The sequence below is a fragment of the Vagococcus lutrae genome, from assembly GCF_003987555.1.
Taxonomy (GTDB): domain Bacteria; phylum Bacillota; class Bacilli; order Lactobacillales; family Vagococcaceae; genus Vagococcus_A; species Vagococcus_A lutrae.
In genome coordinates this window covers 1-24,820 of record NZ_NGJW01000014.1, presented here as the reverse complement: position 1 = coordinate 24,820, position 24,820 = coordinate 1, and the positions used below count along the sequence as shown (strand labels likewise).

Annotated in this window: 23 protein-coding genes; 17 read left to right on the top strand and 6 right to left on the bottom strand. The window is 37.9% G+C overall.

Going from position 1 to position 24,820, the window contains the following annotated elements; all coding sequences use genetic code 11:
* Window positions 1-15: 15 nt before the first annotated feature.
* Together CBF33_RS08930 and CBF33_RS08925 are read right to left on the bottom strand one after the other, a co-directional pair.
* Window positions 16-705: a type 1 glutamine amidotransferase gene (locus CBF33_RS08930; RefSeq protein ID WP_126763547.1), complete on the bottom strand. Its 690-nt coding sequence runs from the start codon at window positions 703-705 to the stop codon at window positions 16-18.
* Complete coding sequence (locus tag CBF33_RS08925; RefSeq protein WP_126763545.1) at window positions 705-2,051, bottom strand: Mur ligase family protein; 1,347 nt, start codon at window positions 2,049-2,051, stop codon at window positions 705-707. Before CBF33_RS08925 ends, CBF33_RS08930 begins: the two co-directional genes overlap by 1 nt.
* Window positions 2,052-2,242: 191 nt before the next feature.
* Here CBF33_RS08925 and CBF33_RS08920 point away from each other — a divergent pair, with 191 nt between their 5' ends.
* From CBF33_RS08920 to CBF33_RS08905, 4 genes are all read left to right on the top strand, one after another.
* Window positions 2,243-3,961 carry a DNA-binding protein gene (locus CBF33_RS08920; protein WP_126763543.1) on the top strand — a complete coding sequence of 573 codons (1,719 nt, stop codon included), beginning with the start codon at window positions 2,243-2,245 and terminating at the stop codon, window positions 3,959-3,961.
* Between the two features lie 130 nt (window positions 3,962-4,091).
* A complete protein-coding gene (locus tag CBF33_RS08915; RefSeq protein WP_126763541.1) occupies window positions 4,092-5,444 on the top strand; it encodes a cell division site-positioning protein MapZ family protein in 1,353 nt (450 codons plus the stop codon).
* 46 nt (window positions 5,445-5,490) lie between these two features.
* Window positions 5,491-6,276 (top strand): AAC(3) family N-acetyltransferase, encoded by a 786-nt coding sequence (locus tag CBF33_RS08910; RefSeq protein WP_126763539.1) that lies wholly within the window; start codon window positions 5,491-5,493, stop codon window positions 6,274-6,276.
* A 20-nt stretch (window positions 6,277-6,296) separates the two neighbouring features.
* Window positions 6,297-6,476: a 2-hydroxymuconate tautomerase gene (locus CBF33_RS08905; RefSeq protein ID WP_126763537.1), complete on the top strand. Its 180-nt coding sequence runs from the start codon at window positions 6,297-6,299 to the stop codon at window positions 6,474-6,476.
* A 31-nt stretch (window positions 6,477-6,507) separates the two neighbouring features.
* Here the strand turns inward: CBF33_RS08905 and nhaC are convergent, their stop codons facing one another.
* The gene (nhaC, locus tag CBF33_RS08900; protein ID WP_126763536.1) at window positions 6,508-7,890 is read right to left on the bottom strand and encodes a Na+/H+ antiporter NhaC; all 1,383 of its coding nucleotides are present in this window, start codon (window positions 7,888-7,890) and stop codon (window positions 6,508-6,510) included.
* Between the two features lie 399 nt (window positions 7,891-8,289).
* Between nhaC and CBF33_RS08895 the strand changes: the two genes are divergently transcribed.
* From CBF33_RS08895 to whiA, 8 genes are all read left to right on the top strand, one after another.
* Window positions 8,290-9,246 carry a LacI family DNA-binding transcriptional regulator gene (locus tag CBF33_RS08895; RefSeq protein ID WP_126763535.1) on the top strand — a complete coding sequence of 319 codons (957 nt, stop codon included), beginning with the start codon at window positions 8,290-8,292 and terminating at the stop codon, window positions 9,244-9,246.
* A gap of 1 nt (window position 9,247) precedes the next feature.
* Window positions 9,248-9,904 carry a hypothetical protein gene (locus CBF33_RS08890; protein ID WP_126763533.1) on the top strand — a complete coding sequence of 219 codons (657 nt, stop codon included), beginning with the start codon at window positions 9,248-9,250 and terminating at the stop codon, window positions 9,902-9,904.
* Window positions 9,905-10,036: 132 nt separating this feature from the next.
* Window positions 10,037-12,031: an excinuclease ABC subunit UvrB gene (gene uvrB, locus CBF33_RS08885; RefSeq protein ID WP_126763531.1), complete on the top strand. Its 1,995-nt coding sequence runs from the start codon at window positions 10,037-10,039 to the stop codon at window positions 12,029-12,031.
* Between the two features lie 18 nt (window positions 12,032-12,049).
* On the top strand, window positions 12,050-14,869 hold the full coding sequence (gene uvrA / locus CBF33_RS08880; RefSeq protein ID WP_126763529.1) for an excinuclease ABC subunit UvrA: 2,820 nt from the start codon (window positions 12,050-12,052) through the stop codon (window positions 14,867-14,869).
* A gap of 129 nt (window positions 14,870-14,998) precedes the next feature.
* Entirely contained in the window at window positions 14,999-16,036 is a 1,038-nt protein-coding gene (locus CBF33_RS08875; RefSeq protein WP_126763527.1) for a branched-chain amino acid aminotransferase, read from the top strand.
* 126 nt (window positions 16,037-16,162) lie between these two features.
* Window positions 16,163-17,050, top strand: coding sequence for an RNase adapter RapZ (rapZ, locus tag CBF33_RS08870; protein ID WP_023606372.1), 888 nt, complete (start codon window positions 16,163-16,165; stop codon window positions 17,048-17,050).
* A complete protein-coding gene (locus CBF33_RS08865; RefSeq protein ID WP_126763525.1) occupies window positions 17,047-18,042 on the top strand; it encodes a gluconeogenesis factor YvcK family protein in 996 nt (331 codons plus the stop codon). Before rapZ ends, CBF33_RS08865 begins: the two co-directional genes overlap by 4 nt.
* Window positions 18,043-18,063: 21 nt before the next feature.
* Complete coding sequence (gene whiA / locus CBF33_RS08860; protein WP_126763523.1) at window positions 18,064-19,005, top strand: DNA-binding protein WhiA; 942 nt, start codon at window positions 18,064-18,066, stop codon at window positions 19,003-19,005.
* Window positions 19,006-19,051: 46 nt separating this feature from the next.
* On the opposite strand, the gene clpP is transcribed toward whiA, so the two are convergent.
* Window positions 19,052-19,645, bottom strand: a complete 594-nt coding sequence (gene clpP, locus CBF33_RS08855) for an ATP-dependent Clp endopeptidase proteolytic subunit ClpP (protein WP_023605592.1) — start codon at window positions 19,643-19,645, stop codon at window positions 19,052-19,054.
* A gap of 172 nt (window positions 19,646-19,817) precedes the next feature.
* Here clpP and CBF33_RS08850 point away from each other — a divergent pair, with 172 nt between their 5' ends.
* Together CBF33_RS08850 and rplS are read left to right on the top strand one after the other, a co-directional pair.
* The gene (locus CBF33_RS08850) at window positions 19,818-20,327 is read left to right on the top strand and encodes a hypothetical protein (RefSeq protein WP_126763521.1); all 510 of its coding nucleotides are present in this window, start codon (window positions 19,818-19,820) and stop codon (window positions 20,325-20,327) included.
* 133 nt (window positions 20,328-20,460) lie between these two features.
* On the top strand, window positions 20,461-20,808 hold the full coding sequence (rplS, locus tag CBF33_RS08845) for a 50S ribosomal protein L19 (RefSeq protein ID WP_126763519.1): 348 nt from the start codon (window positions 20,461-20,463) through the stop codon (window positions 20,806-20,808).
* Between the two features lie 56 nt (window positions 20,809-20,864).
* Here the strand turns inward: rplS and CBF33_RS08840 are convergent, their stop codons facing one another.
* On the bottom strand, window positions 20,865-21,698 hold the full coding sequence (locus CBF33_RS08840) for a VOC family protein (protein ID WP_126763517.1): 834 nt from the start codon (window positions 21,696-21,698) through the stop codon (window positions 20,865-20,867).
* 64 nt (window positions 21,699-21,762) lie between these two features.
* Window positions 21,763-22,302 carry a biotin transporter BioY gene (locus CBF33_RS08835; protein WP_023605588.1) on the bottom strand — a complete coding sequence of 180 codons (540 nt, stop codon included), beginning with the start codon at window positions 22,300-22,302 and terminating at the stop codon, window positions 21,763-21,765.
* 125 nt (window positions 22,303-22,427) lie between these two features.
* Here CBF33_RS08835 and CBF33_RS08830 point away from each other — a divergent pair, with 125 nt between their 5' ends.
* From CBF33_RS08830 to CBF33_RS08820, 3 genes are all read left to right on the top strand, one after another.
* The gene (locus CBF33_RS08830; protein ID WP_126763515.1) at window positions 22,428-23,336 is read left to right on the top strand and encodes a YitT family protein; all 909 of its coding nucleotides are present in this window, start codon (window positions 22,428-22,430) and stop codon (window positions 23,334-23,336) included.
* Between the two features lie 80 nt (window positions 23,337-23,416).
* Window positions 23,417-24,175, top strand: coding sequence for a prolyl oligopeptidase family serine peptidase (locus tag CBF33_RS08825; RefSeq protein ID WP_126763513.1), 759 nt, complete (start codon window positions 23,417-23,419; stop codon window positions 24,173-24,175).
* A 77-nt stretch (window positions 24,176-24,252) separates the two neighbouring features.
* Window positions 24,253-24,588 carry a metal-sulfur cluster assembly factor gene (locus CBF33_RS08820; protein ID WP_126763511.1) on the top strand — a complete coding sequence of 112 codons (336 nt, stop codon included), beginning with the start codon at window positions 24,253-24,255 and terminating at the stop codon, window positions 24,586-24,588.
* Window positions 24,589-24,820 lie beyond the last annotated feature (232 nt).

Sequence of the window (24,820 nt, the reverse complement as noted above, 5' to 3'; positions counted from 1 at the left end):
CCGTATGGCACTTTTTTATTTGTCTTGAAATAGATGTTCAAAGCTCTCTTGATATTTTTTTTCTAACGCTGTGATTAATATTCGCTTAGCGAGGTTCAAATTGCGTGCTAAGATAGGGCCGTGGAAATAAGAACCAAATGTATTGCGGTAATGTACGCCTTCTGTTTGGTCTTGACCGTTGTTACCGTAGCCTTCAATAACCCGACCCAGTGGTTGTAACCCTTCTCCTAAGAAAGTCATGCCGTTATGGTTTTCAAAGCCGACATATTCTTCATTAAAGACCTCATTGACAATGCGAACATCTCCAATAAAACGGTTGTTATCTTGACTTAAAGTGTAATAATCAATAGCGCTGATTCCTTTAATTTTTTGACCGTCAGCGCCCATATAATAGTGACCTAATAACTGATAACCACCACAAATCGCCAACATGACTCCGTCATTTTCAATAAAGCGCGTAATGGCTTCGGCTTTACGTGGAATATCGCGTGACACGATAGTTTGCTCAAAGTCTTGTCCGCCACCAAAAAAGAACAAATCGTACTGAGTTTCATCTAGTTCTTCATCGATACTAATGATTTCAGAGTGAAAGTCTATATTAGCTTGACGAGCTAGATAGTCTAGAACAAGTAGATTACCGTTATCGCCATAAGTATTTAATAAATTTCCATATAAATGACAGACGTTTAAACTGTACTGTGACATTACGCCATACCTCCTTCGAGATAGCCTTGTTGCGCCAGTTCTTTACGTAATTCTAGTACTGCGGTATAAGTAGCTAAAATAAAGACGCGTTCGGTTGGTAATTCTTTGATTGCTTTAATCACTTCTGTAATTTCTGGTCGTACGGTAATATCTTCATTAGAAAATCCGGCGACTTTTAAACGTAAGGTAATATCTTCATGGCGTTGACCGCCAGTTATTACGTGAGGAATTGTCATCTCACTTAAATCTTCATAATGACCGTCCCAAATCCAACTAATATCTATCCCATCAGCATAATTAGCGTTTAGTAAGTGGACGAGTGAAAAAGGCTGTGGTGCTAATGCCATTAGGTCAATGACTTGATTAAGTCCCACAGGATTTTTAACTAAAACAAGTGTACATTCTTTGTCTTCAATCTGTATGACTTCTTGGCGCCCAAATACTTTTTGGTCATGCGCTAATCCTTTGCGAATGTTTTCTGGTGAGACATGATAGTGATGTCCCACAGCGGTTGCTGCTAAGGCATTATAAACGTTATATAGGCCTCCAACTTCTATCTGATAAGGCTCATTTTCAATAGTAAATGCGGCCGATTGATTGGTCATCGCATTAATGCTTGTTAATTTTACATCTAATTCAGGTCGCTTAAAGTGGCAATGTGGACAGTAATATTTACCTTGATTGCTATATGTAATCATTTTGTAGTGTAAGATATGATGACAGTTTGGACAAACGACTCCGTCTGTATTAAAGTGAGCCATTTGCTCTACATCTTCTTGGTGGTCAAAGCCAAAATACTCTCTAGGATTGACAGTGTCAATAGAATTGAAGATGGGTAAATCACCATTTGCTAAAATAGGGGCATTTGGAGCCTTAGCTGCACCATCTACAATCATTTGATAGGTAGAATAAATTTCGCCATACCGATCCATCTGATCTCTAAATATATTAGTAAAAACAAAGAGAGAAGGGGTCAAATACTCCGTAACTTTTGTTAAGCTAGCTTCATCTATTTCTAGTACAGCATATTTTTTTTCGCGTTTGGCTGCTGGTTGACTTAAAAATGTCGAAACAATACCTTGAAGCATGTTCGCACCAGTAGTATTAGTTAGAACTGGGCCGTATTGTTGCTCTAGAATATTGACTGTTAAAGCGGTCGTGAGAGTTTTACCATTTGTACCCGTTACAACAATGATTTCATAATTTTGAGCGAGTTTATTTAAAACGTGCGGATCTATTTTTAAAGCCAATTTACCTGGTAAACTGCTGCCACCTTTAAAAAAAGTTTTGAGCACCCACTGCGTTGTTTTACCAGTTAAAATCGCGAGTTGACTTCTCATACTCATGTTAGTTCCTCCGATCGTAAATATCACAAAACAATAATTTAACAGAGTCTATCATATCACATCCATCATAAAATGATAATAACTTTAAACAGAAACAAGAGAAGCTTAAGAAAAAGCCAAAATAAGACTTACGATGTATTGCAGTTTTGTGCGCATTTCTTTAATCTTAAAGTATAAAGGAGGAGAGTCAAATGATGTTAGGTCAAATTGGGTTGAATAGTATTATGTATCTTATTATCTGTGTTGGTTTTCTCGTAAAACAACAATTTAAGGTGAATAAAAATCAGAGAAAATGGCTGATTAGCAGTACGATAGCCGTTATTCTATTACAAATGGTATATATATGGACGGTCTTACCTAGTAAGTCATTATTAAATTATTTAAGTCATAACATTATCATCGGCCTTATTGCTGTAGGCGTAGTCTATTTAGCGGAAAGAAATGCGGATGTCATTTCATCAGCTAAAAATCATTCTTCAATCAAACTGGCTTTGATTTTAGTAGGGAGCTTCGTATTATTATTAGGGGCTTCTTTTACGTATGATATTGCCAGTAAGAAACATGTGTATAGCACACTAACGCTAGTGGAGGGTCAAGATACACCTGAGCTAGATAAAGACGATACGCCAGTTACGATTCCACCAAAAACCGTGCGAAACAAGATGAAAAAATCGATGAATCAATTTGATAATCAACAGTTTTATGAATTAGGGGAGTTGCAAGTTCAAAAAATAGCCGGTGACGTCGTGTATGTTGCACCATTAGAGTTTAAAGGTATATGGCGATGGTTAAAAGCAGGTGCATCAGAAGGTTATTTAAAAATGTCTGCTACGGATGTTTATGAACAACCGGTACCGGTTAAGCGTGAAATGACGTATATTCCGAGTGCTTACTTTTTTAAAGACGCCGCTCGTAAAATTTACTTTGCAAGTGCTCGCTATAAATCAATGGGTGTACCACAATTAGAAATCGATGACAATGGTAAGGCTTACTATGTGCAAACCTTGTATCGTCCTCGAGGTATTTCAGAAAACCCGAACTATAAAAAGATGAAAATCGCTGTCCTTGATACTGAAACAGGCAAGGTTACTTTATACGATTTGAAAGATGTGCCAAAATTTATAGATGCGCCTATCTCTCCAGAAATGGCTAGTGAGATGAATAGTGTATATGGTAAGTATGAAGAAGGTTGGTTGAACAGTCAGCTTGCAAAAAAAGGAGTAAAACTTGCGACAACGAACGGGACTGAAGATGAAGTGACACCTATTTTTAATGAAAAAGGTGAGATGCTTTACTTTACTGATTTTACTTCCCCATCTAATAGCGATGATTCTGCTATCGGATATTCTTATATCAATGCACGTACAGGAGAATTAACCTATTATAGTAAGAAAAATATGATGGATAGTGAGGGTCTTCTCAGCCTTGTAAATTTGGTCTATCCAGAGAAAAAACTAGTCGGAAATATGCCTCTTCTATATAATATTGACGGCGTTCCTACATGGGTTGTCTCCATGCTTGATAAAAACGGTATTTTCAAAAAAATTGCTTATGTTAACGCGACGGATACCGATATTTTGGCAATGGAAGATACAGTTGATAAAGCACTGCAAGTTTATCGTTTAAAACTGGGAGAAAAACGGAGTAATGTTACAGCCACCTCTAAAGTAACAGAGAAAGAAATAAGCGGACAGATTGTTCGTTTGACGTCGCCGATTGAAACGAGTGATGGGGTAATTATTAAATTTGTCTTGGATGACAATCGTATCTATACGGCCAGTGAAGCGGATAACCCATTAGCTCTATTCTTGCAAGCAACGGATAAGGTTCATTTTTCAGCAAAATTAGTGGATGATGAAGTGCAAGGTTATATTACAAACCTTTCGATAGAGGGATTTGACATTCAATAAAATCGAATCTGCTAGTGATATCACTAGCAGATTTTTTCTGTCATCATATCGAGATACAATCGTAATAGGCACTCTTGTCATTTTATGATAAAATAGAACACAGATTAAAAAAGGAAGTGGAGAGTAAATCATGTCTAAAATGATTCAATGTACCAAATGTCATGAAACGTATGATGAAACACTAGATGCTTGTCCCCATTGTGGAGAAGTAAATCAGCATACGAATATTTCTGAGACGCCAAAACGTCGCCGTCGTGAACCTCAATTAGCTAAGCTATTAAATATAGATGAAGAAAATAATCAAGAATCAACCAATAAATCTTCCGATATGAAAGATGAAACGGCTCAAAAACCAAGTGATAAAGAAGCGCCAACTACTAAAAACGAGAAACAAGAGAAGGAATCAAATGTTCATCCCACACGTGAAAAGAAAAAATCGTCACGCAAATGGAGCGTGATAGTGGTCATTTTATTAGCGTTGGTCGGCGCGGGATTATTAGGGAAAAAGTATGCTGACGCAAAAGAAGCCGAACGTCTTGAAAAGGTTGAACAGGCCTATCAAAAAACGACACTGGCTTTTGAAAAGCTATACTTTGATGAACAGCATATCTTTCTCAATGCTGGGATAACGGAAGATAAAATTTTAAGAGCGGATAAACGTATTGACGCGGTTGATAATGATGCGTATCAAAAAGAATTGACCAAAATGTCCGTCGATATTCATGACCGCTTTAAAAAACAACAGAGTATTAATCAGTACTACGAAAACAATTATATTGTAGGTAATACACTTAACGATCAAGCAATCTTAAAAGAAAATGTGGATGAAATAATAACGCGTCCAGTTAATTCAGAAAAAGATGAGTTTGATAAAATGATCAATCATGCGTTAGAAGAAACGAAGCTACAATTGAAAGTTAGACAGGAAGCGCAGAAGGCTGTGAAAGCCTTAATGAATGATGATAAGCAACCGAAAGAAAATCTAACGAAGAAAGAGATTGACGAAGCGAATCAACTTGTTCAACAGGTGACGCATCCTAAGATTAAAACGTCGTTAAATGACTCGATGAAGCAAATCATTTTAACTTTTGATGAACAAGAAGCTAAAAAGAAAGAAGAACAAGAAGCAGCTAAGAAAAAAGAGGAAGAAGAAAATAGAAAGAAATTAGAAGCAGAGAAAGCTCAGAATCAAAAAGTGAATCCACAAGACGACCCAAATGCTAGCGATGCATGGGCTTGGGCGCCTGGAGTGAAAGAGCAAGTGCTTGCAGAGTGTTTACGTCGTGGATATATTGTTGACGGTGGTTATACCTTGGTTAAAAAAGAAATACGTGACGGACAGGGATATTATGATTTATATGCTACGAATGCCGAGTCACCACTATTGCAGCCATGGCCAAAAGCTGAAATGCCTTTTTATCTCGTCACAATTAATTGTAAAACAGGTTGGTTTAAAGGAAATGGAACGGACGGTACGCGTTAAGAAAGAGCGTACGTTTGATTAAATAAAGATAGGGAGCGAATAATGATTGCATACAGTTAAATCATTGAAAAAAGATTTTGAAAAACTTGGTTTATTGCCGACAGATACCGTTTTGGTTCATACGTCAGTGAAAGCCGTTGGGCCTATGGAAAATGGCGTTGACACATTAATTGACGCTTTGATGACCTATTTAAATGAAGGACTGTTACTTGTACCGACCCATACTTGGCGACAAATTAATGAAGAAAACCCTATTTTTAACCCGGAAACAGAACAACCTTGTATAGGGATTATGCCTGAAATTTTTCGACATCGGGAAGGCGTAAAACGCTCGTGGCATCCGACACATTCGCTAGCGGCCTACGGGAAACCGTCAGAAGTAGATATCTTTACGGAAGGCGCAGAACATTTTGATACACCCGCACCGCCAAACGGTTGGATAGGCCATATGTTAGACCGAAAAGCAAAAGTCTTATTGATAGGGGTTAATCATAATCGTAATACGTTTATTCATGGTATTGAAGAAATCGTAGATGTACCCGACCGAATGACGATTGAAAGACAACCGCTGAAAGTTAAAGTAAATGGACAAGTCATCGATTCGCCACAACGACGTCACTATGGAAGTACGTCAGAAAAATACAACAAGTTGTATCAACCATTCTTAGATTACGGTGTAGCTGTGGAAGGTAAAATAGGCGATGCGACATCACAACTTTGTGATACAGTAAAGATGACAGAGTTTGTTACTTATCTATTAAATCAGGAAATATCATTATTTAGTCACTTTGAACCTATTCCAGAAAGCTATTTGCCAAAGGATAGAGTATAAATAAGAAAGAAGGATTAAGTATGCCAATCGTAACAGTTCAAATGTTAGAAGGAAGAACCGTTGAACAAAAACAAGCACTTATTAAAGAAGTAACTGAAACAGTGGTTAAAACAACGGGAGCAAAACAAGAGGCGGTTACCGTCGTTATCGAAGAAATGAAAAAAGAAAATTATGGTGTAGCGGGTGTTTCACCAAAATAAAAAACTGCGACTTTCACGAGTCGCAGTTTTTTTAAGCTGTTATGGGTTCTTTTTCACTTAATCCAATTCCAGTCACACCAGAAGCAATTGAAAGAATGGGAGACAGTAAGTTAAAGAAACAAAATGGCAAGTATACAAGTGTTGGGACGCCTAACGTAGCGGCCATGAAAACACCACTAACTCCCCATGGAATCAATGTATTAAAGACTGTTCCAGAATCTTCCAAAGCGCGAGATAGAGCAGTAGGGTCAAGGGAAGATTTATCGAAAGAAGGTTTCATAGCCTTACCTGGTAAAATAATCGATAGGTATTGTTCGCCAATTAAAACATTAGCTAAGATACCCCCTATGACAGTCGCTGAAATTAAACTAGTTGGGGATGTTAATCTTTCGGCTAAAGGAGCCATTAACGCTTCGATAATTCCAAACTTCATCAATAAACCACCAAGTGAAAGTGTCAACAAGATGAGCGCGATAGAGCCTAGCATACTATTTAGTCCCCCGCGACTGAGTAGAGCATCTAAGCTTTCGACACCAGTCTCTGCAACGAAGCCTTGTTCGATGATAGTTGCAATTTGCTTAATCGTTGCTGATGGAGATTGTATAACATACAGCCCAATTGAAACACTAATATTTAGTAGAAGGGTTGCAATGGCTGGCATTTTTAAAAGTGAAGAACCAACCATTAATAAAATCGGTATGGCTGAAAACCATCCTATATGAAACTCACTTTTTAACGTATCGATCAATAAATTAATCTCAGCTGTACCTTGAGTCGCATGTGTTTGATTACCTAATATAAAAAATAAAATCAGTGAAAGAATAAAAGCTGGAACGGTCGTCCACATCATGTTTTTGATATGTTTAAACAAGTCAGTACCAGCTACGGCTGCAGCTAAGTTTGTTGTATCGGATAGAGGTGACATTTTATCACCAAACACCGCACCAGAAATAATAGCACCAGCTAATAACGCAGGATTAAAGCCCAAGCTAATTCCCATCCCCATGAGTGCCAAACCAACAGTGGAAGCTGTTGTAAAGGCACTTCCAATCGATGTTCCGATAATCGCACAGACGACGAAAGCGGAAGGAATGAAGTAATTCACGTTTACTAGTTTAAAGCCAACGACCATCATAGCTGGGATAATACCAGCAGCAATCCAGCTGGCAATTAAGGCACCGATTAAAAGAAATATAAGCATGGGAATAATTCCTGTCGCAACGCCTTCTTGAATTCCGTCATGTATATTTTGCCATGAGTGACGACGCCATTTTCCCCATAAAATGAGAAGTGCTAAAGTAAGAATAATCGGCACAATCGGCGACAAACCAAGATAAATGACGCTCACCCCGATGATGCCTAACATAGTAACAAATATAAATGCTGCTTCTTTGAATGTAATGGTTTTAGTCATAATGTGCCTCCTTTTAATATGTGTAAGTGTGTTAAATAAAATAAAAAAAGCCCCTATCAATCATGTCGATTGATAGGGGCGAGATATTCGCGGTACCACCCTAAATTGACTTAATGTGCACCTTAAGTCATCTTTATCATCTGCTATCGTGAGATGAAACGAATCAGCTTGTTAAAAAGATGTAATTCATGATTGAATCCTGTTTGACTCGCACCAACCGTCAATTCTCTGAACGCTGAAATTCATCACTACTGTTCTTTTCTGATTTTTTTATTTTATTGTGTCTTACTATCTCATGCTTAAATTACATTGTCAACCCCCAAAATTAAAATCAGCTAGCAATTTATTTTTAAAATCGCTATAATAAGCTTATTAAAGGAATGGTCTAGGAGGAACAAAATGGTTACGCTAACCGATGTTGCCAAACGAGCAAATGTATCAAAAATGACAGTTTCAAGAGTGATTAATCATCCAGAGCAAGTCACGGATGAGTTAAAAGAATTAGTATTTCAGGCAATGAAAGAACTCAATTATAAGCCTAATGTGGCGGCAAAAGCATTGGCACATAATCGCACGCAAGTGATTAAACTTTTTATCTTAGAAGAGATGGATACGACTGAACCATACTACATGAATTTGTTGATGGGAATTTCAAAAGAATTAGATAATCATCAGTATTCCTTGCAACTTGTGTCAGAGAACAGTTTTGATATTGGACAATGTGACGGCTATATCATTACGGGAATGCGTGATAAGGATTATGACTGGATAAATGGAATCGAGAAACCTGTCATCCTTTTTGGAGAAAATCGCTATGGCTATGATTTTGTTGATACTAATAATCAACAAGGCACTTATTTGGCGACGAAACATGCGCTTGCCTGTGGATACGAGCATATCATTTTTATCGGAATTGATGTTATGGAGCCTTTTGAATTCTCTAGAGAAGCAGGGTATATTAATGCGATGCAAGAGGCGGATATGCTTCCTCAAATTTTAAAATTTGATAATCGCTCACGCTACACAGCCCGATACATCGATGAAAATTTTGCAAGCTTTTCAAAAAACACCGCCTTTGTATGCAGTTCCGATCGTTTGGCATTTGGTATTCAGCGAGGATTACTAGCAAAAGAAGCAACAATTCCACATGATTTTGGTATAGTCGGTTTTGACGGGGTGTTTTTAGATCAAATTGCCTATCCAAGATTGACGACGATTAAACAAAATGTGGTGGAAATGGGGTCAGCTTGTGCTAAAATGCTGTTGAATAAAATTGAACAAAAAGGAGCACCTCAAGGCAACCGCTTGTTTGACCCAGAGTTAATTATTCGTGGGAGTACGAAAGGAGAAAGCTAATATGACGGCAGATGAGTGGTTAGCTTCAGAAAAATTTATTTATATCACGCTTCCCATTTTATTTCTTATAACAGGATTGGTTTTATTTGTTTTAATTTTCTTTTTACTGTATCGTTTTCCTTTAAAAAAGAAGATGAGATATCTGACGTTGTTTATCATAGTATTAACAGGAAGCGGACTTATCTATGCCATGATATCTGGAACAAAGTCAACAAAAGACTATGATCATTTATCGCGTTTAGTAACACCGGCAATGCGCGATCGACGTCCAAAGGTATTTCGTTATCAGTATTATCATTATCATCCAGCAAAATTATTAGACAAACCCAAAATAGAAGAAATTGGTCTATATGATAAGTCAGAGATTTTGGAAGAAGATGTTATCACTTATCTGGGGAGTACACGTTACCTTTATTATTTTAAAGCACATGATAAACTGTATAAAATTAGTCGTTCGACGAAATATATCACATTTTCAGATGAGGTGGAAACACCTATCAGAAAAGGGTATAGTTATCAGTTAAATGACATGTCGTATGCCTCACTTGGATTTTATGACACCATCTCTCCGTTATATACAGAAATTATTTTTCCTAAAGAAATGGAAAATCTCACTTATGAACATGGTGGAGGCAAGACATCAGAATACACATTTTAAAGAGTGGTGTGAACCACTCTTTTTTATCGTATTAGACGAGTAAAATAAACCGAAATAATAGCGAAAGTATGTTCGCTATGTTAAAATAGAGAGTATTAGACAACACGATTTAAGAGTAAAAGGAGCGGACTTATGATTGAACGTGAAGAGAATAGACAGTTTCAATTAGTATCCAATTATCAGCCAAATGGCGATCAACCAGAAGCAATTAAACAGCTAGTGACAGGCTTAAAAAACAATAAAAAAGAACAAATTTTATTAGGTGCGACTGGAACAGGAAAGACTTTTACTATTTCAAATGTTATTCAAGAAGTAAATAAACCCACCTTGGTCATTGCACATAATAAGACGTTAGCTGGTCAGTTGTACAGCGAATTTAAAGAGTTTTTTCCTAACAATGCAGTCGAGTATTTTGTTAGTTATTATGATTACTATCAGCCGGAAGCCTATGTTCCAAGTAGTGATACATTTATCGAAAAAGATGCGAGCGTGAATGATGAAATAGACAAACTGCGTCACTCGGCAACAAGTTCGTTGTTAGAACGTAACGATGTGATTGTGGTAGCTTCAGTTTCTTGTATTTATGGATTGGGTGATCCAAACGAATATCAAGCGAAAGTTTTATCACTTCGAGAAGGTATGGAAATTGACCGCCAAGAATTATTAGAACGTCTTATAACGATTCAGTTTGAGCGCAATGATATTGATTTTCAACGTGGACGTTTTCGTGTCCGTGGAGATGTTGTCGAGATTTTTCCAGCTTCTCGCGATGAACATGCTTTGCGCGTTGAGTTTTTTGGAGATGAAATCGAGCGTATTCGTGAAGTTGATGCGCTAACGGGAGAAATATTAGCCGATCGTAAACATGTTTCTATTTTTCCAGCGACTCACTTCGTAACGGATGCAGCTCATATGGAGACGTCGATTGAAAAAATTCAAGCAGAGTTAAAAGAGCGATTAGCAGAGTTAAGAGCAAACGACCAGTTGCTTGAAGCTCAACGCTTAGAACAACGGACGAATTACGATATTGAAATGATGCGTGAAATGGGATATTGTTCGGGTATTGAAAATTACTCTCGTCATATGGACGGACGTGAACCGGGAGAAGCGCCTTACACCTTATTAGACTTTTTCCCAGAAGATTTTCTAATCGTCGCTGATGAGTCGCACGTAAGCTTACCGCAAATTCGTGGTATGTATAACGGTGACCAAGCGCGTAAGAAAATGTTAGTTGACCACGGTTTTCGTTTGCCAAGTGCTTTGGATAACCGTCCCTTGCGTTTAGAAGAATTTGAGAAACACGTGAATCAGATTATTTATGTTTCAGCTACACCAGGACCTTATGAATTAGAAAGAACGGATACTGTTGTCGAGCAAATTATTCGCCCGACTGGTTTATTAGATCCGTTAATCGAAGTTCGTCCAATTATGGGGCAAATTGATGACCTAGTCGGGGAAATCAATGAGCGCGTTGACCGCGACGAACGGGTGTTTGTCACGACTTTAACCAAAAAGATGTCGGAAGATTTAACCGATTATTTAAAAGAGTTAGGGATGAAAGTCAAATATTTACATAGTGACATTAAGACGTTAGAAAGAACAGAATTAATTCGCGATTTACGTTTAGGAGAATACGATGTACTTATTGGTATTAACTTACTGCGTGAAGGGTTGGACGTGCCAGAAGTTTCTTTAATCGCCATATTAGATGCCGATAAGGAAGGCTTCTTGAGAAGTGAGCGTTCGTTAGTCCAAACAATCGGACGAGCCGCGCGTAATGAAAATGGTCGCGTCATCATGTATGCTGATAAAATAACTGACTCAATGAAAAAAGCAATGGACGAAACTGCTCGACGCCGTGAAATTCAACAAGCTTATAACGAAGAACATGGTATTGTACCAAAAACTATTAAAAAAGAAATTCGCGATTTAATTCGCATTTCAAAAGTGGCAGAAGAAGACGAATCATTTAGCTTAGTAGATAACTATGCGAATTTAGATAAATCTGAAAAAGAAAAAGTCATGCTGGAAATGGAACATGAAATGAAAGAAGCGGCCAAAGCATTAGATTTTGAAAGGGCGGCTACCTTGCGTGATGCATTATTAGAATTAAAGGGAAAAAGATAGGATTCAGGAGGAGATAGCATGGCAAATGATAAGATTGTAATACACGGTGCGCGTGCTCATAATTTGAAAAATATTGATGTCACGATACCACGGGATCAACTCGTAGTTGTAACGGGGTTATCGGGCTCTGGGAAAAGTTCGTTGGCATTTGATACTCTTTATGCTGAAGGACAAAGACGGTATGTAGAAAGCTTATCTTCTTACGCCCGTCAGTTTTTAGGACAAATGGATAAACCGGATGTCGATAGTATTGATGGACTTAGTCCAGCTATTTCAATCGACCAAAAGACGACCAGTAAAAATCCACGTTCTACTGTTGGAACTGTTACAGAGATTTATGACTACTTGCGACTTTTATATGCTAGAGTAGGGACGCCGATTTGTCCTAATGACGGCACGGAAATTGCAAGTCAATCTGTCGAACAAATGGTCGACAGAGTCATGGCGTTGGAAGAACGCTCGAAAATTCAACTTCTCGCGCCGATTATTGTTAAGAAAAAAGGGCAACATAAAAAAGTATTTGAGATGATTAAAAAACAAGGATACGTTCGTGTGCGTGTTGATGGCGAAACGTATGATGTGACAGAAGTCCCAGAATTAGAAAAAAATAAAAAACATTCGATTGCGATTGTCATCGACCGAATTATCGTGAAAGAAGGTATTCGTTCTCGTTTGTTTGATTCATTTGAAGCGGCGCTACGTTTAGCAGAAGGTTATGCTTTAGTCGATGTGATGGGACAAGAAGAAATACTCTTTAGTGAGCATTATGCGTGTCCGTACTGTGGGTTTACGATAGGCGAATTGGAACCGCGTTTGTTCTCTTTTAATGCGCCGTTTGGAGCGTGTCCAGATTGTGACGGATTGAGTATTAAATTAGAAGTCGACCCAGACTTAGTTGTACCAGATAAAAAGAAAACGTTGCGTGAAGGAGCGTTAGTGCCTTGGAATCCGATTAGCTCGAATTATTATCCGCAAATGCTAGAACAAGCATGTCTAGCATTTGATATCGATATGGATACGCCTTTTGAAGAGCTACCACAAACCGCTAAAGATTTAGTATTAAAAGGGTCAAACGGACAAACGTTTCATTTTCATTATGAAAATGACTTTGGAGGCGTTCGAGATGTGGAAGTTCCGTTTGAAGGCGTCTTGAATAACATTAACCGTCGCTATCATGAAACAAACAGTGACTATACGCGCGAACAAATGCGTTTATATATGACAGAGTTACAATGTCAAAGTTGTCATGGATATCGATTAAATCCGCAAGCCTTATCTGTTAAAGTAGCCGGTAAGCATATTGGTGAAGTGACGGCCTTGTCGATTACCGACGCGTTGACATTTTTTAGAGAGTTGACACTTTCCAAACAGCATCAACTCATCGCTCGTCCAATTTTAAAAGAATTAATAGACCGATTGACATTTTTAGAAAATGTCGGATTAGACTATTTAACATTAAGTCGTGCATCGGGTACACTTTCAGGTGGTGAGGCTCAGCGTATTAGATTAGCGACACAAATTGGCTCGAACTTGTCAGGTGTCATGTATATTTTAGACGAACCCTCAATAGGGTTACATCAGCGTGATAACGACCGTCTGATTGAGTCCCTGAAAAAAATGCGAGATTTAGGTAATACGTTAATCGTAGTCGAGCATGATGAAGACACGATGCGAGCAGCTGACTATTTAATCGATATCGGACCTGGTGCCGGTGAACACGGCGGCGAAATCGTGGCAGCAGGGACTCCTGAAGAAGTGGAAGCACAAGAAAATTCTTTAACAGGGCAGTATTTATCTGGTAAGAAACAAATAGCCGTGCCTGAAAAACGTCGTCCGTCAACCGGGCAATACGTCCAAGTTAAAGGAGCAGCAGAAAATAATTTAAAAAATATCGATGTTGATTTTCCAATGGGGCAATTCGTAGCAGTGACAGGGGTATCTGGTTCGGGTAAAAGTACGCTCGTTAACAGTATCTTAAAACGCGCTTTGGCTCAAAAGCTAAATGGTAACAGTGTGCGTCCCGGTAAATATCGTGAAATAACAGGCTATGAAACGATTGAAAAAATTATCGATATTGACCAAAGTCCTATTGGTCGGACACCAAGAAGTAATCCCGCAACTTACACTAGCGTATTTGACGATATTCGCGATTTATTTGCGATGACAAATGAAGCGAAGGTTCGTGGCTATAAAAAAGGCCGTTTTAGTTTTAACGTAAAAGGCGGGCGCTGTGAAGCTTGTCGTGGAGACGGTATTATTAAAATTGAAATGCACTTTTTGCCTGACGTCTATGTTCCATGTGAAGTATGTCATGGAAAACGTTATAACTCTGAAACGTTAGAAGTTCATTATAAAGGGAAAAATATCGCAGATGTTTTAGAAATGCGAGTTGAAGAAGCGGTTGAATTTTTTGAATCAATTCCAAAAATTCAGCGAAAGCTGCAAACCATAGTCGATGTTGGGCTGGGATATATTACGCTTGGACAGCCAGCGACTACCTTATCTGGTGGTGAAGCACAGCGAATGAAATTAGCGAGTGAGCTTCACAAACGACAAAGTGGCCAAAGTTTTTATATTTTAGATGAGCCGACAACGGGCTTACATTCTGATGATATTAAACGATTATTAGAAGTCTTAAATCGTTTAGTAGATGCGGGAAATACGGTTTTAGTGATTGAACACAATCTTGATGTGATCAAAACAGCCGACCACGTCATTGACTTAGGTCCAGAAGGTGGTGCAGGTGGCGGGACAGTGATAGCGACTGGAACCCCTGAAGAGATTGCCAGTGTAGAAGAAAGCTATACAGGGCAGTATCTCAAAAATGTTTTAAAATAAAAGTCAAAACACTTTACAAATAATGGTTATTTGTAAAGTGTTTTTTTGTTATTATGTAAAAAACTCTGTATCTCATGAGTTTTTAATGATACACTAGATAAAATATCATTTTATACAGGAGGAATTGCGATGACAAAAACAAATAATGTGACCCCAGAAACCTTAGACTGGGAAAATTTAGGATTTTCGTATATTAAAACTGATAAACGTTTTGTATCATACTGGAAAGATGGCCAGTGGGATAATGGTGCTTTAGTTTCAGATAATCAAATTACGATTAGTGAAGGGTCTCCAGCATTACATTATGGACAAAGTTGTTTTGAAGGAATGAAAGCGTATCGTCGTAAAGATGGAAAAATCCAACTTTTCCGTCCAGATGAAAATGCAAAGCGTATGCGTAAAAGTTGTGAACGCTTATTAATGCCATCATTTCCTGAGGATAAGTTTGCAGAAGCTGTCAAGCAAGTTGTAGCAGCCAATGAAGCATGGGTGCCACCTTATGAATCAGGTAGTACACTTTATATCCGTCCGTATATGATTGGTGTCGGTGATAACATCGGGGTGGCTCCTGCAACAGAATATCTATTTTCGATTTTTGTTTTACCAGTTGGCCCATATTTCAAAGGCGGGTTAGCTCCGACCAATTTTATCGTATCGGATTATGACCGTGCGGCTCCACAAGGAACAGGGGCAGCAAAAGTCGGAGGAAATTATGCTAGCAGTTTAATGCCAGGGAAAGAGGCGAAAGATAGACAATTTAGTGATTGTATTTATTTAGACCCAGCAACCCATACACAAATTGAAGAAGTCGGAGCTGCGAACTTCTTTGCTATCACGAAGGATGATCGATTCGTGACACCTAAGTCACCGTCTATCTTACCAAGTATTACTAAGTATTCTTTGTTATATTTAGCAGAGCATGCTTTAGGGTTAGAGGTAGCCGAGGAGCCAATATTTATTAACCAATTGGATGATTACAAAGAAGCAGGAGCGTGTGGTACAGCGGCCGTTATTTCTCCGATTGGTGGGATTCAAACGCATGATGATTTCCACGTTTTCTATTCAGAAACAGAAGTCGGACCAATTACGCAACAACTTTACAAACTCTTAACAGGTATTCAGTTTGGTGATGTTGAAGCACCAGAGGGTTGGATAGAAGTCATTTAACCATCCATCAACACACTGTGAACTCATTGTATGTCAGTGAGTTCACAGTGTGTTTTTATATCGAATGGATACCATGATACGCCCGGCTGTGTTATACTATATAAGAAGATTGAAGGAGATGATTAAATGATTGAAACATTAAAACTAGTCGTCATCACTGGAATGAGTGGTGCCGGTAAAACCGTTGCAATGCAAAGTTTTGAAGACATGGGATTTTTCTGTGTTGATAATATGCCACCAAGTTTATTACCAAAATTTTGGGAATTAATTAAAGAATCAGGAAAGGTTACGAAACTCGCGTTGGTGATTGATTTACGTTCTCGTTCGTTTTTTGAAGAATTACAAGATACGTTAGTTGAATTAGAGAACACTAAAATGATTGAAACTAATGTTTTGTTTTTAGATGCTTCAGATGAAGAACTAGTATCAAGGTACAAAGAAACACGTCGTACCCACCCACTCGCGATGGATGGCTTAGTCACTGATGGGATTCAACGCGAACGCTTAATGTTAGCTGATATTAAAGCGGAGTCAACCGTTATCGATACGACTAATCTGACGCCTCGTCAATTGCGTGAACAAATCATTCATGAATTTAAAAGTGCCGATACTAAAACATTCCGTGTCGAAGCCGTTTCATTCGGGTTTAAATATGGGCTGCCGATTGATGCTGACATCGTAATGGACGTACGTTTTTTACCGAATCCACATTACATACCAGAATTACAACCACTCACTGGAATGGATCAACCCGTTTACGATTACGTGATGTCTTTTGAAGAAACAGAGCAGTTTTATCAACAATTTAAAGACTTAGTGATTTCGATTTTGCCTGGTTATAAAAAAGAAGGAAAAACAAGTCTGACGATTGCAATTGGATGTACGGGCGGACAACATCGTTCTGTGGCATTAACAGAGCGTTTGAGTCAAGATATAAAAGAAACGACTGAATTTCACGTAAACACTACCCATCGTGACCGTGGAAAACGTAAAGAAACGGTGAATCGTTCATGAAGACCTATCGTATCCGTAAGCCTAAAATCGTGGTGATAGGTGGTGGGACTGGTTTACCTGTTATTTTAAAAGGATTAAAGGACCAAAGTGCTGATATTACAGCGATTGTGACGGTTGCTGATGATGGGGGGAGCAGCGGTTCATTACGCAAATCGGTTAATATTTCACCACCTGGGGATTTGAGAAATGTTTTAGTTTCACTGTCGGAGATGCCTCAAGTTTTTGAAGATTTATTTCAGTATCGTTTTCACGAGAGTGATGAATTTTTAGCTAATCATTCGGTTGGGAACTTAATTATTGCGGCATTGTCTGAAATGAAATCTAGCACATACGAAGCGATACAAATCTTAAGTAAAATTATGCAAGTTGAAGGAGCAGTTTATCCAGCTTCTGAGAAATCATTGACCTTGCATGCGACATATACGGATGGTTCGACTGCAATGGGCGAGTCTACAATCGGTCAAAATGGCAAACAAATTCAACGTGTCCATGTCACGAATACAGGAGATGACGAGGAACCTCGTGCCTCTCGTAAAGTAGTGCAAGCGATTATGGATGCCGATATGATTGTTTTAGGACCGGGTAGTTTATTTACAAGTATCTTGCCTAATTTGATGATTAAAGAAATAGGAGATGCTGTTAAGAAGTCACCAGCAGAAGTTGTCTATATCTGCAATATTATGACACAAAAGGGAGAAACAGAGCATTTCTCAGATTGCAATCATATTGAGGTGTTACACGATCATTTAGGAGAATCGTTTGTCGATACAATTTTAGTAAATACTGAGCCTGTTCCACACGATTATATGGATCGTGAAACGTATGACGAATACCTTGTACAAGTCGCTCATGATTTTAAAGGGTTGCGTAATCAAGGTTGTCGCGTCATTTCCGCTGACTTTTTAGAATTGCGTGATGGCGGTGCCTTTCATGATGGAGACAAAGTAGTAGAAGAGTTATTTCGGATTGTATTCGGTTCTAGGTATAGTTAAAGAGGAAGGAAGGGGATTTATATGTCTTTTGCTTCCGATGTCAAAAAAGAACTGACCACATTAGAAGTAAGTCGTGAAATAGCAAAAGCTGAGCTAGCGGCATTAATTCGGATGAATGGCGCATTGTCGCTTTCCAATCGTCATTTTGTTTTAAATGTTCAAACGGAGAATGCTGCGATAGCGCGTCGTATTTATACATTGATACGAGATTATTATGACGTCCAATGTGAATTTATCGTACGACGAAAAATGAAATTGAAGAAAAATAATATTTATATTGTTAGGCTCATGCAAAATACGTCAGAAATATTGGCGGATTTAGATATTTATGAAGATGGGATGTTAAGCAATCAAATTTCTCCGCTTATTATGGGAAATGTTGAAAAAATGAAAGCTTATTTAAGAGGGGCCTTTTTAGCAGGTGGCTCGGTTAACAATCCAGAAACAAGTCGTTACCATTTAGAGATATATTCGTTATACGAAGCACATAGTGAAGAATTAAAAGAGATGATGACATATTTTTCATTCAATGCGCGAACGTTAAATCGTCGTAATGGGTATATTACTTATTTAAAAGGGGCAGAAGATATTTCAGATTTTCTCGTTTTAATTGGTGCGACTAGCAGTATGCTTAAATTTGAAGATGTACGCGTTATACGGGACATGCGAAATTCTGTCAATCGTTTAGTCAATTGTGAAACCGCTAATCTTACGAAAACGATAGATGCAGCTTCTAAGCAAATTGAAAACATCGAGTATATTGACCAAACTGTTGGATTGGGACACCTATCAGAAAAGCTAAAAGAAATTGCTGAATTACGTTTAGAACATCCTGAAGTTAGTTTAAAAGAACTCGGAGAGATGGTGCCGTCTGGTGCGATTTCAAAATCAGGGATTAACCATCGTATTCGTAAAATTAATGAATTTGCTGACAAACTAAGAGAAGAAAAGCAAAAAAACTGACGCTTATATTAAAGCGTCAGTTTTTTTATGTTTATATCGAGTTGTACTATTTTAAGCCTTGACTATTTACCATTACTTCGTCAATTAAACCATATTCTTTTGCTTGCTCAGCGGTCATAAAGTTATCACGGTCTGTATCCTGTGCGATTTTTTCGATAGGTTGACCAGTACGTTCCGCTAAAATGCGATTAAGTCGCTCGCGAGTGTTTAAGATATGACGTGCGGCAATTTCAATTTCCGTTGCTTGACCTTGTGCGCCACCTAGAGGTTGGTGAATCATGATTTCGGCATTTGGTAAAGCAAAACGTTTACCTTTTGTTCCAGCTGTTAATAAAAAGCTTCCCATTGATGCTGCCATTCCTAACACGATTGTTTGAACGTCAGATTTAACAAAATTCATCGTATCATAAATAGCAAGTCCAGCCGATACGCTTCCACCTGGTGAGTTAATATAAATATAAATATCTTTTTCTGAATCTTGTGCATCTAAAAAGAGTAATTGCGCAATCACTGAGTTTGCGACATTATCGTCAATGGGACCGCTCAACATAATAATGCGATCTTTTAATAAACGAGAGTAGATGTCATAAGCACGCTCTCCTCTGGCAGATTGTTCAATGACTGTAGGTATTAAATTCATGTTGTAGCCTCCTATAAAAGTTTCTTTCTTATTTTAGCACAAAGCATCGTATACTTCATATCTTAAGTTTAAAACAAAGGTCAACAAAGGTCAATCAAATCGGTTCATCTTTCACTCATTCGCGAAAATGTGGTATAGTATAGACATCTATCAATGAAAAGAGGGGAAGAATTTGGCAGGATTTATCGGTGTGTTACTCGGAGCGCTAATTGCTATTATTGGAATGAGATTTACCTTCAATACGATGATGAAGGAGTTTGACCGTCGCGAAATTATGAAAGAAAAAATGCGCGAAATAGATGCACTCAACTTACTTAATCATAAGATACAAGAAATTCTTCAAAAGCGAGATGTTTTATTAAAAAACGCGATTCGCGATGTACCAGATTATCAAATATTATCAGATTTAGATAATGTCATGATTACCATTGATGATTTTATTTATTTGCAATCATTTTGTGCTCAGAATCATTATTATTTACCTACTTTTATGGTAGAGGAGTTTTTTAGTAAAATCTCGCATCGTAAAGTTGTCATGGACCCAGAACAAATCCGTAAAGTGGGTGCCTACACTTACAAAGGCGGACGTCTTGTTTTAGAAGAGTTTTCTGACCAACTAATGCAAATGATAAATGACCGTAAAATCGAGTTACGTCAGTATACAAAACGACGTTATATTTAGCTTGTTTTAGTTTTTTCTTTACAACAACATAGGCTTGTGCTATGATGTTTTGGTGAGTAAAAACTCACAACTATTACGACATTCCGCTGTGACATTAGCTCATATGAGTGTTTGGAATAAGGAGAAGGATAAAATGAATCCATTAATTGCATCAATCACTAGCGAACAATTACGCAGTGACATCCCAGAATTTCGTGCAGGTGACACATTACGTGTCCACGCAAAAGTTGTAGAGGGTGAACGTGAGCGTATCCAGTTATTTGAAGGCGTATGTATTAAACGTCAAGGTACTGGTATTAGCGAAACTTACACTGTACGTAAAATTTCTAACGGCGTTGGCGTTGAAAGAACTTTCCCAGTTCACACACCACGTGTAGAAAAAATTGACGTAGTACGTCGTGGTAAAGTACGTCGTGCTAAATTATACTATATCCGCGATCGTCACGGTAAATCAGCACGTATTAAAGAATTACGTCGTTAATTTATTAGGATATCAAGTAAAAAGACCTTTTGACATTTATGTCAAAAGGTCTTTTTTTATGTAGTGAAAATATAAGAAATACCGTTAGGGTCATCGAAAGATAAATGATGGTCATGAAAATTATAAGAATAATTTTCGTTTTTCATGTTTGTGACAGTTTGCTCTAGTAGCTCAGGGGAGACTTGCACATGAATTCGAGCTAAGCCTGGTGTAAATGGGTTGTTTTTCGCCGTATGGTTAGTTTGCCAAATATTCGCTGCTAACTGATGATGGTAACCGTCCATGCCGTAAAACGCGACTTGATTACCAAACTGAGAAGTATTGGTAAATCCGAGAATCGTTTCATAAAAATGATTAGATGTTTCGACATCAGTTACAGATAAATGTACGTGACCAATAATAGTGTCAATCGGTAATGTCTCAAAATGCTGGTCCCCTTCGTTTAGAACACTTTCTATATCCATACGTTCCGTAATCCCCATAATAATCCCATTTTCACGTTTATTCCATACGTTCTCCGGGCGATCTGCATATACTTCAATACCATTTCCTTCGGGGTCATTTAAATAGACAGCTTCACTGTAGGCATGGTCACTTGCGCCAACTATTGGGTAATGGCTTTCTGCAAGATGATATAAAAAGTTCCCTAAATCTTTTCGACTTGGTAGAAGATAGGCAATATGATACAGCCCTGCGGTCAAAGTAACAGCGGTATCTACACGGACGATTTTTAGTAATGCCTCAGATGAATTTTTTAAACCTAAATATAATACATCATCAGTTTCCTGAATGACATGAAGTCCCATAATTTCTTGATAAAAATGTTTCATTTTTTTTAAGTCAACCGCATTAAGTGTGACAGTTTTAAAGTCAAAATTTTGTCGATACATTAGAATTCCTCTTTTCTTAAGTGGTAAACAAAATATAACGCAATTTTGACTTACTTACAAATAGTTAGCTTGCGAAACGTAAATAAAAAATGTGCTTTACTTTTAAACCAATGTAAGAGGCAGCAATCGCTTTGATAATACCGGGTAAAATAAAGGGAGTAAAAGCCATTGTAAAAGCAGCTGGCCATGTTTGGTTAATCGCTATTTTTAGCCAGATTGTGCCGCCAATCATGGTCACGAACGCTCCTATTAAATTGGCGACTAATGCCCAAGTAAATGTGTCTTTATAACGTGTAATCAACCAGCTAGTTATCCAAGCATTCAGTAAAAAAGCGAAAAGAAAGCCACCAGTTGGGCCAAATAATGCGCCTAATCCACCAGAAAAACCTGCGAAGACAGGCAAACCAATTGCTCCCATTAATAAATAGACGGCCACCATTGTCGTGCTAAGAAGTGGTGGGAAAATAGTCGCAATTAAACCAATCGCAAAGGTCTGTCCGGTAATAGGCACGAAGCCAAGTGGAATCGTTAGTTGTGAACAGACCGCGATAATGACCGCACCTTGTGCAATTAATAGTAATTCTTTCAAAGATAATCGTTTCATTGTTAACCTCCTTTTATGATTGTTAACTATATCATGTTTAGATTATTCTGACAATATATTTTTCACTTTAGTTATTGTTCGAAGTGTAGTACGATGATTTTATAACAGTTAAAGGTGGTCTTTTTGTGAAATTTTTAGGTAGTCATTGGATTAAACATGATACATTTATAAAGCTCTCAGTTGTTTTTTTAACAGGTATTTTATCAGCTATTTCGCTTAATTATTTTTTAATACCTGCCAATATTTTTTCAGCAGGAGTTAATGGCGTCGCCCAATTAGTGTCGGGCGTCCTAGTTCGATTTTTAAACTTAGAATTGAATACAGGGTTGTTAATTTTTATTTTAAACATCCCCATATTTTTATTAGGATGGTGGAAGTTAGGAGCGAAGTCTACGCTTTATAGCTTATTAACAGTAACGTGGATGTCGATTGCGACGATGCTTGTTCCTGAAATGGTGATAACAGAGAATCCACTACTTAATGCGATAGTAGGAGGGGTGATTGTCGGAATAGGTGCTGGTCTATGTTTAAAATTTGGCTTTACGACAGGAGGTTTTGATTTACTTTCAGTCATTATTGCTAAATCAACAGGAAAATCTGTAGGTAGCCTTGTTTTTGCGATGAATTTAGCCATTGTTTTTTTTGCGGGGCTATTGTTTGATTGGGAAAAAGCAATCTATACGATTATCTCTATTTATGCTTTAAGTGTTTTGATTGATAAGCTTCATACAAGTGGTCATCGTCTAACCGTCTTTATTATTTCACAAAAAGATAATGAAGCAATCATCGAAAATGTAAAACAGAAAATTGCACGAGGTATTACAGTTTTACCGGCTTACGGAGGAATTAGTAAAGAAGAGCGGTCTGTCATGATGATGGTAATCAGTCGCTATGAGTTATACGATTTACACAAACAAGTTTATGAAGTCGATGAGTTAGCATTGATTAATGTTTTACCAACGGAAGAACTGTACGGACAGTTTTTAACACCTGAAGAACAAGCAAAACTAATCGGTGAGTTATACGGATCCTAGTTAGCTTATAAGTTGTTTTTTTAACGGATGTTCATGTAAAATAGACTGTATAAATTGAACAGCAGACAGGAGCTGATAAAATGATTATTGTCAAACATCATACGATTAACAACGTCCCATTTTTAGAGGTGGTTCAAGCTGAGCACGCTGAAAAATCTATTCCTTTAGTCTTTTTTTATCATGGGTGGACGAGTCAAAAAGAATCCGTATTAGTACACGGATACGAACTTGCAAAACAAGGCATACGAGCCATTTTGCCAGATGCGTTGTATCATGGAGAACGCCAAGTAGGCCCGAGTGTTGAACACCATTATGCGGAGTTTTGGGATATTGTCATTCAAAATATTGAAGAGTTTCCGATGTTAGTTGATTATTTTGTGACAAAAGGATTGGCGGATTGGGAGCATGTTGGTGTCACAGGCTTGTCCATGGGAGGCATTACGACATGTGGGTTATTTGCAAGTGAACCACGAATTAAAGCAGCAAGCTGTTTAATGGGGGCGCCAAATTACTCCGAGTTTATGGACATGCTCGTCTCAGAAGGACAAAAACGCTTGAATTTCACGTTCCCTGAAGCAATGGTAGCTACGATGAAGCAAAAGCTAGAGCCTTATGATTTAGGACGTGCGCCTGACAAAATAGCAGGTCGTCCATTTCATCTGTGGCATGGAAGACAAGATGGTGTCGTGCCATTTCAACCTACCTATCATTTTTACAATACCCATAAAAATGAAGAATACGGCCGTCGCATGCGTTTCACAGCAACAGATGATGAACATAAAGTACCGTATACGATAACGCTTGAGATGTCACGTTTTTTCCGGGAGCAAATGTTTTAACGCTAACGCTATTCTTTTCTCGTTTACAACAAATAAAAATAACGGTATGATAGAGAAAATGGATGAGGAGGTATAGCATGACAGAACATTCATGGAATGAAGATGAATTAAATGAACTAAAAGGAAAGGTCATGGCGGCGTTAGAAACAGTCATCGACCCAGAGTTAGGTATAGATATTGTCAATCTTGGATTGATTTACGATGTGGATTTTGAAGAGAACGGCCTATGTGTAGTTAAAATGACGTTAACAACTATGGGGTGTCCATTAGCCGATGTTATCACTGAAGAAATTCACGAAGCAGTCCGAGATATTGAAGAGGTCAAAGATGTCGAGGTCAAACTCGTATGGTATCCTGCGTGGACGACAGATAGAATGTCGCGATATGCACGAATTGCATTGGGGATAAGATAGCAACATTCAGATATGAATAAGGTGATTATTGACCTTTAGATTGAGAGTTAGCAAAGGAAAGATAATTAAACAGTTAATAGAATAAAAGCTCATTCATTAATAATTCCGGCTCTATAATTTAAAGGACTGATGAATCATTTATTTGATTCATCAGCCCTTTTTTAATTTTCTTAATTTTAGGTATTAAAAAGCATACCGTTCTCCTATATGATTAATTTACCACAAAAAAACA

What these genes read in the sequence shown, in the direction of transcription:
- CBF33_RS08915 (WP_126763541.1), top strand. Translation starts at nt 4,092, where the DNA reads ATGTCTAAAATGATTCAATGTACCAAATGTCATGAAACGTATGATGAA.
- CBF33_RS08835 (WP_023605588.1), bottom strand. Translation starts at nt 22,302, where the DNA reads ATGAAACGATTATCTTTGAAAGAATTACTATTAATTGCACAAGGTGCG.
- rapZ (WP_023606372.1), top strand. Translation starts at nt 16,163, where the DNA reads ATGATTGAAACATTAAAACTAGTCGTCATCACTGGAATGAGTGGTGCC.
- CBF33_RS08890 (WP_126763533.1), top strand. Translation starts at nt 9,248, where the DNA reads ATGACGGCAGATGAGTGGTTAGCTTCAGAAAAATTTATTTATATCACG.
- rplS (WP_126763519.1), top strand. Translation starts at nt 20,461, where the DNA reads ATGAATCCATTAATTGCATCAATCACTAGCGAACAATTACGCAGTGAC.
- uvrB (WP_126763531.1), top strand. Translation starts at nt 10,037, where the DNA reads ATGATTGAACGTGAAGAGAATAGACAGTTTCAATTAGTATCCAATTAT.
- nhaC (WP_126763536.1), bottom strand. Translation starts at nt 7,890, where the DNA reads ATGACTAAAACCATTACATTCAAAGAAGCAGCATTTATATTTGTTACT.
- whiA (WP_126763523.1), top strand. Translation starts at nt 18,064, where the DNA reads ATGTCTTTTGCTTCCGATGTCAAAAAAGAACTGACCACATTAGAAGTA.
- CBF33_RS08825 (WP_126763513.1), top strand. Translation starts at nt 23,417, where the DNA reads ATGATTATTGTCAAACATCATACGATTAACAACGTCCCATTTTTAGAG.
- CBF33_RS08920 (WP_126763543.1), top strand. Translation starts at nt 2,243, where the DNA reads ATGATGTTAGGTCAAATTGGGTTGAATAGTATTATGTATCTTATTATC.
- CBF33_RS08930 (WP_126763547.1), bottom strand. Translation starts at nt 705, where the DNA reads ATGTCACAGTACAGTTTAAACGTCTGTCATTTATATGGAAATTTATTA.
- CBF33_RS08925 (WP_126763545.1), bottom strand. Translation starts at nt 2,051, where the DNA reads ATGAGTATGAGAAGTCAACTCGCGATTTTAACTGGTAAAACAACGCAG.
- CBF33_RS08865 (WP_126763525.1), top strand. Translation starts at nt 17,047, where the DNA reads ATGAAGACCTATCGTATCCGTAAGCCTAAAATCGTGGTGATAGGTGGT.
- CBF33_RS08820 (WP_126763511.1), top strand. Translation starts at nt 24,253, where the DNA reads ATGACAGAACATTCATGGAATGAAGATGAATTAAATGAACTAAAAGGA.
- CBF33_RS08895 (WP_126763535.1), top strand. Translation starts at nt 8,290, where the DNA reads ATGGTTACGCTAACCGATGTTGCCAAACGAGCAAATGTATCAAAAATG.
- clpP (WP_023605592.1), bottom strand. Translation starts at nt 19,645, where the DNA reads ATGAATTTAATACCTACAGTCATTGAACAATCTGCCAGAGGAGAGCGT.
- CBF33_RS08875 (WP_126763527.1), top strand. Translation starts at nt 14,999, where the DNA reads ATGACAAAAACAAATAATGTGACCCCAGAAACCTTAGACTGGGAAAAT.
- uvrA (WP_126763529.1), top strand. Translation starts at nt 12,050, where the DNA reads ATGGCAAATGATAAGATTGTAATACACGGTGCGCGTGCTCATAATTTG.
- CBF33_RS08840 (WP_126763517.1), bottom strand. Translation starts at nt 21,698, where the DNA reads ATGTATCGACAAAATTTTGACTTTAAAACTGTCACACTTAATGCGGTT.
- CBF33_RS08905 (WP_126763537.1), top strand. Translation starts at nt 6,297, where the DNA reads ATGCCAATCGTAACAGTTCAAATGTTAGAAGGAAGAACCGTTGAACAA.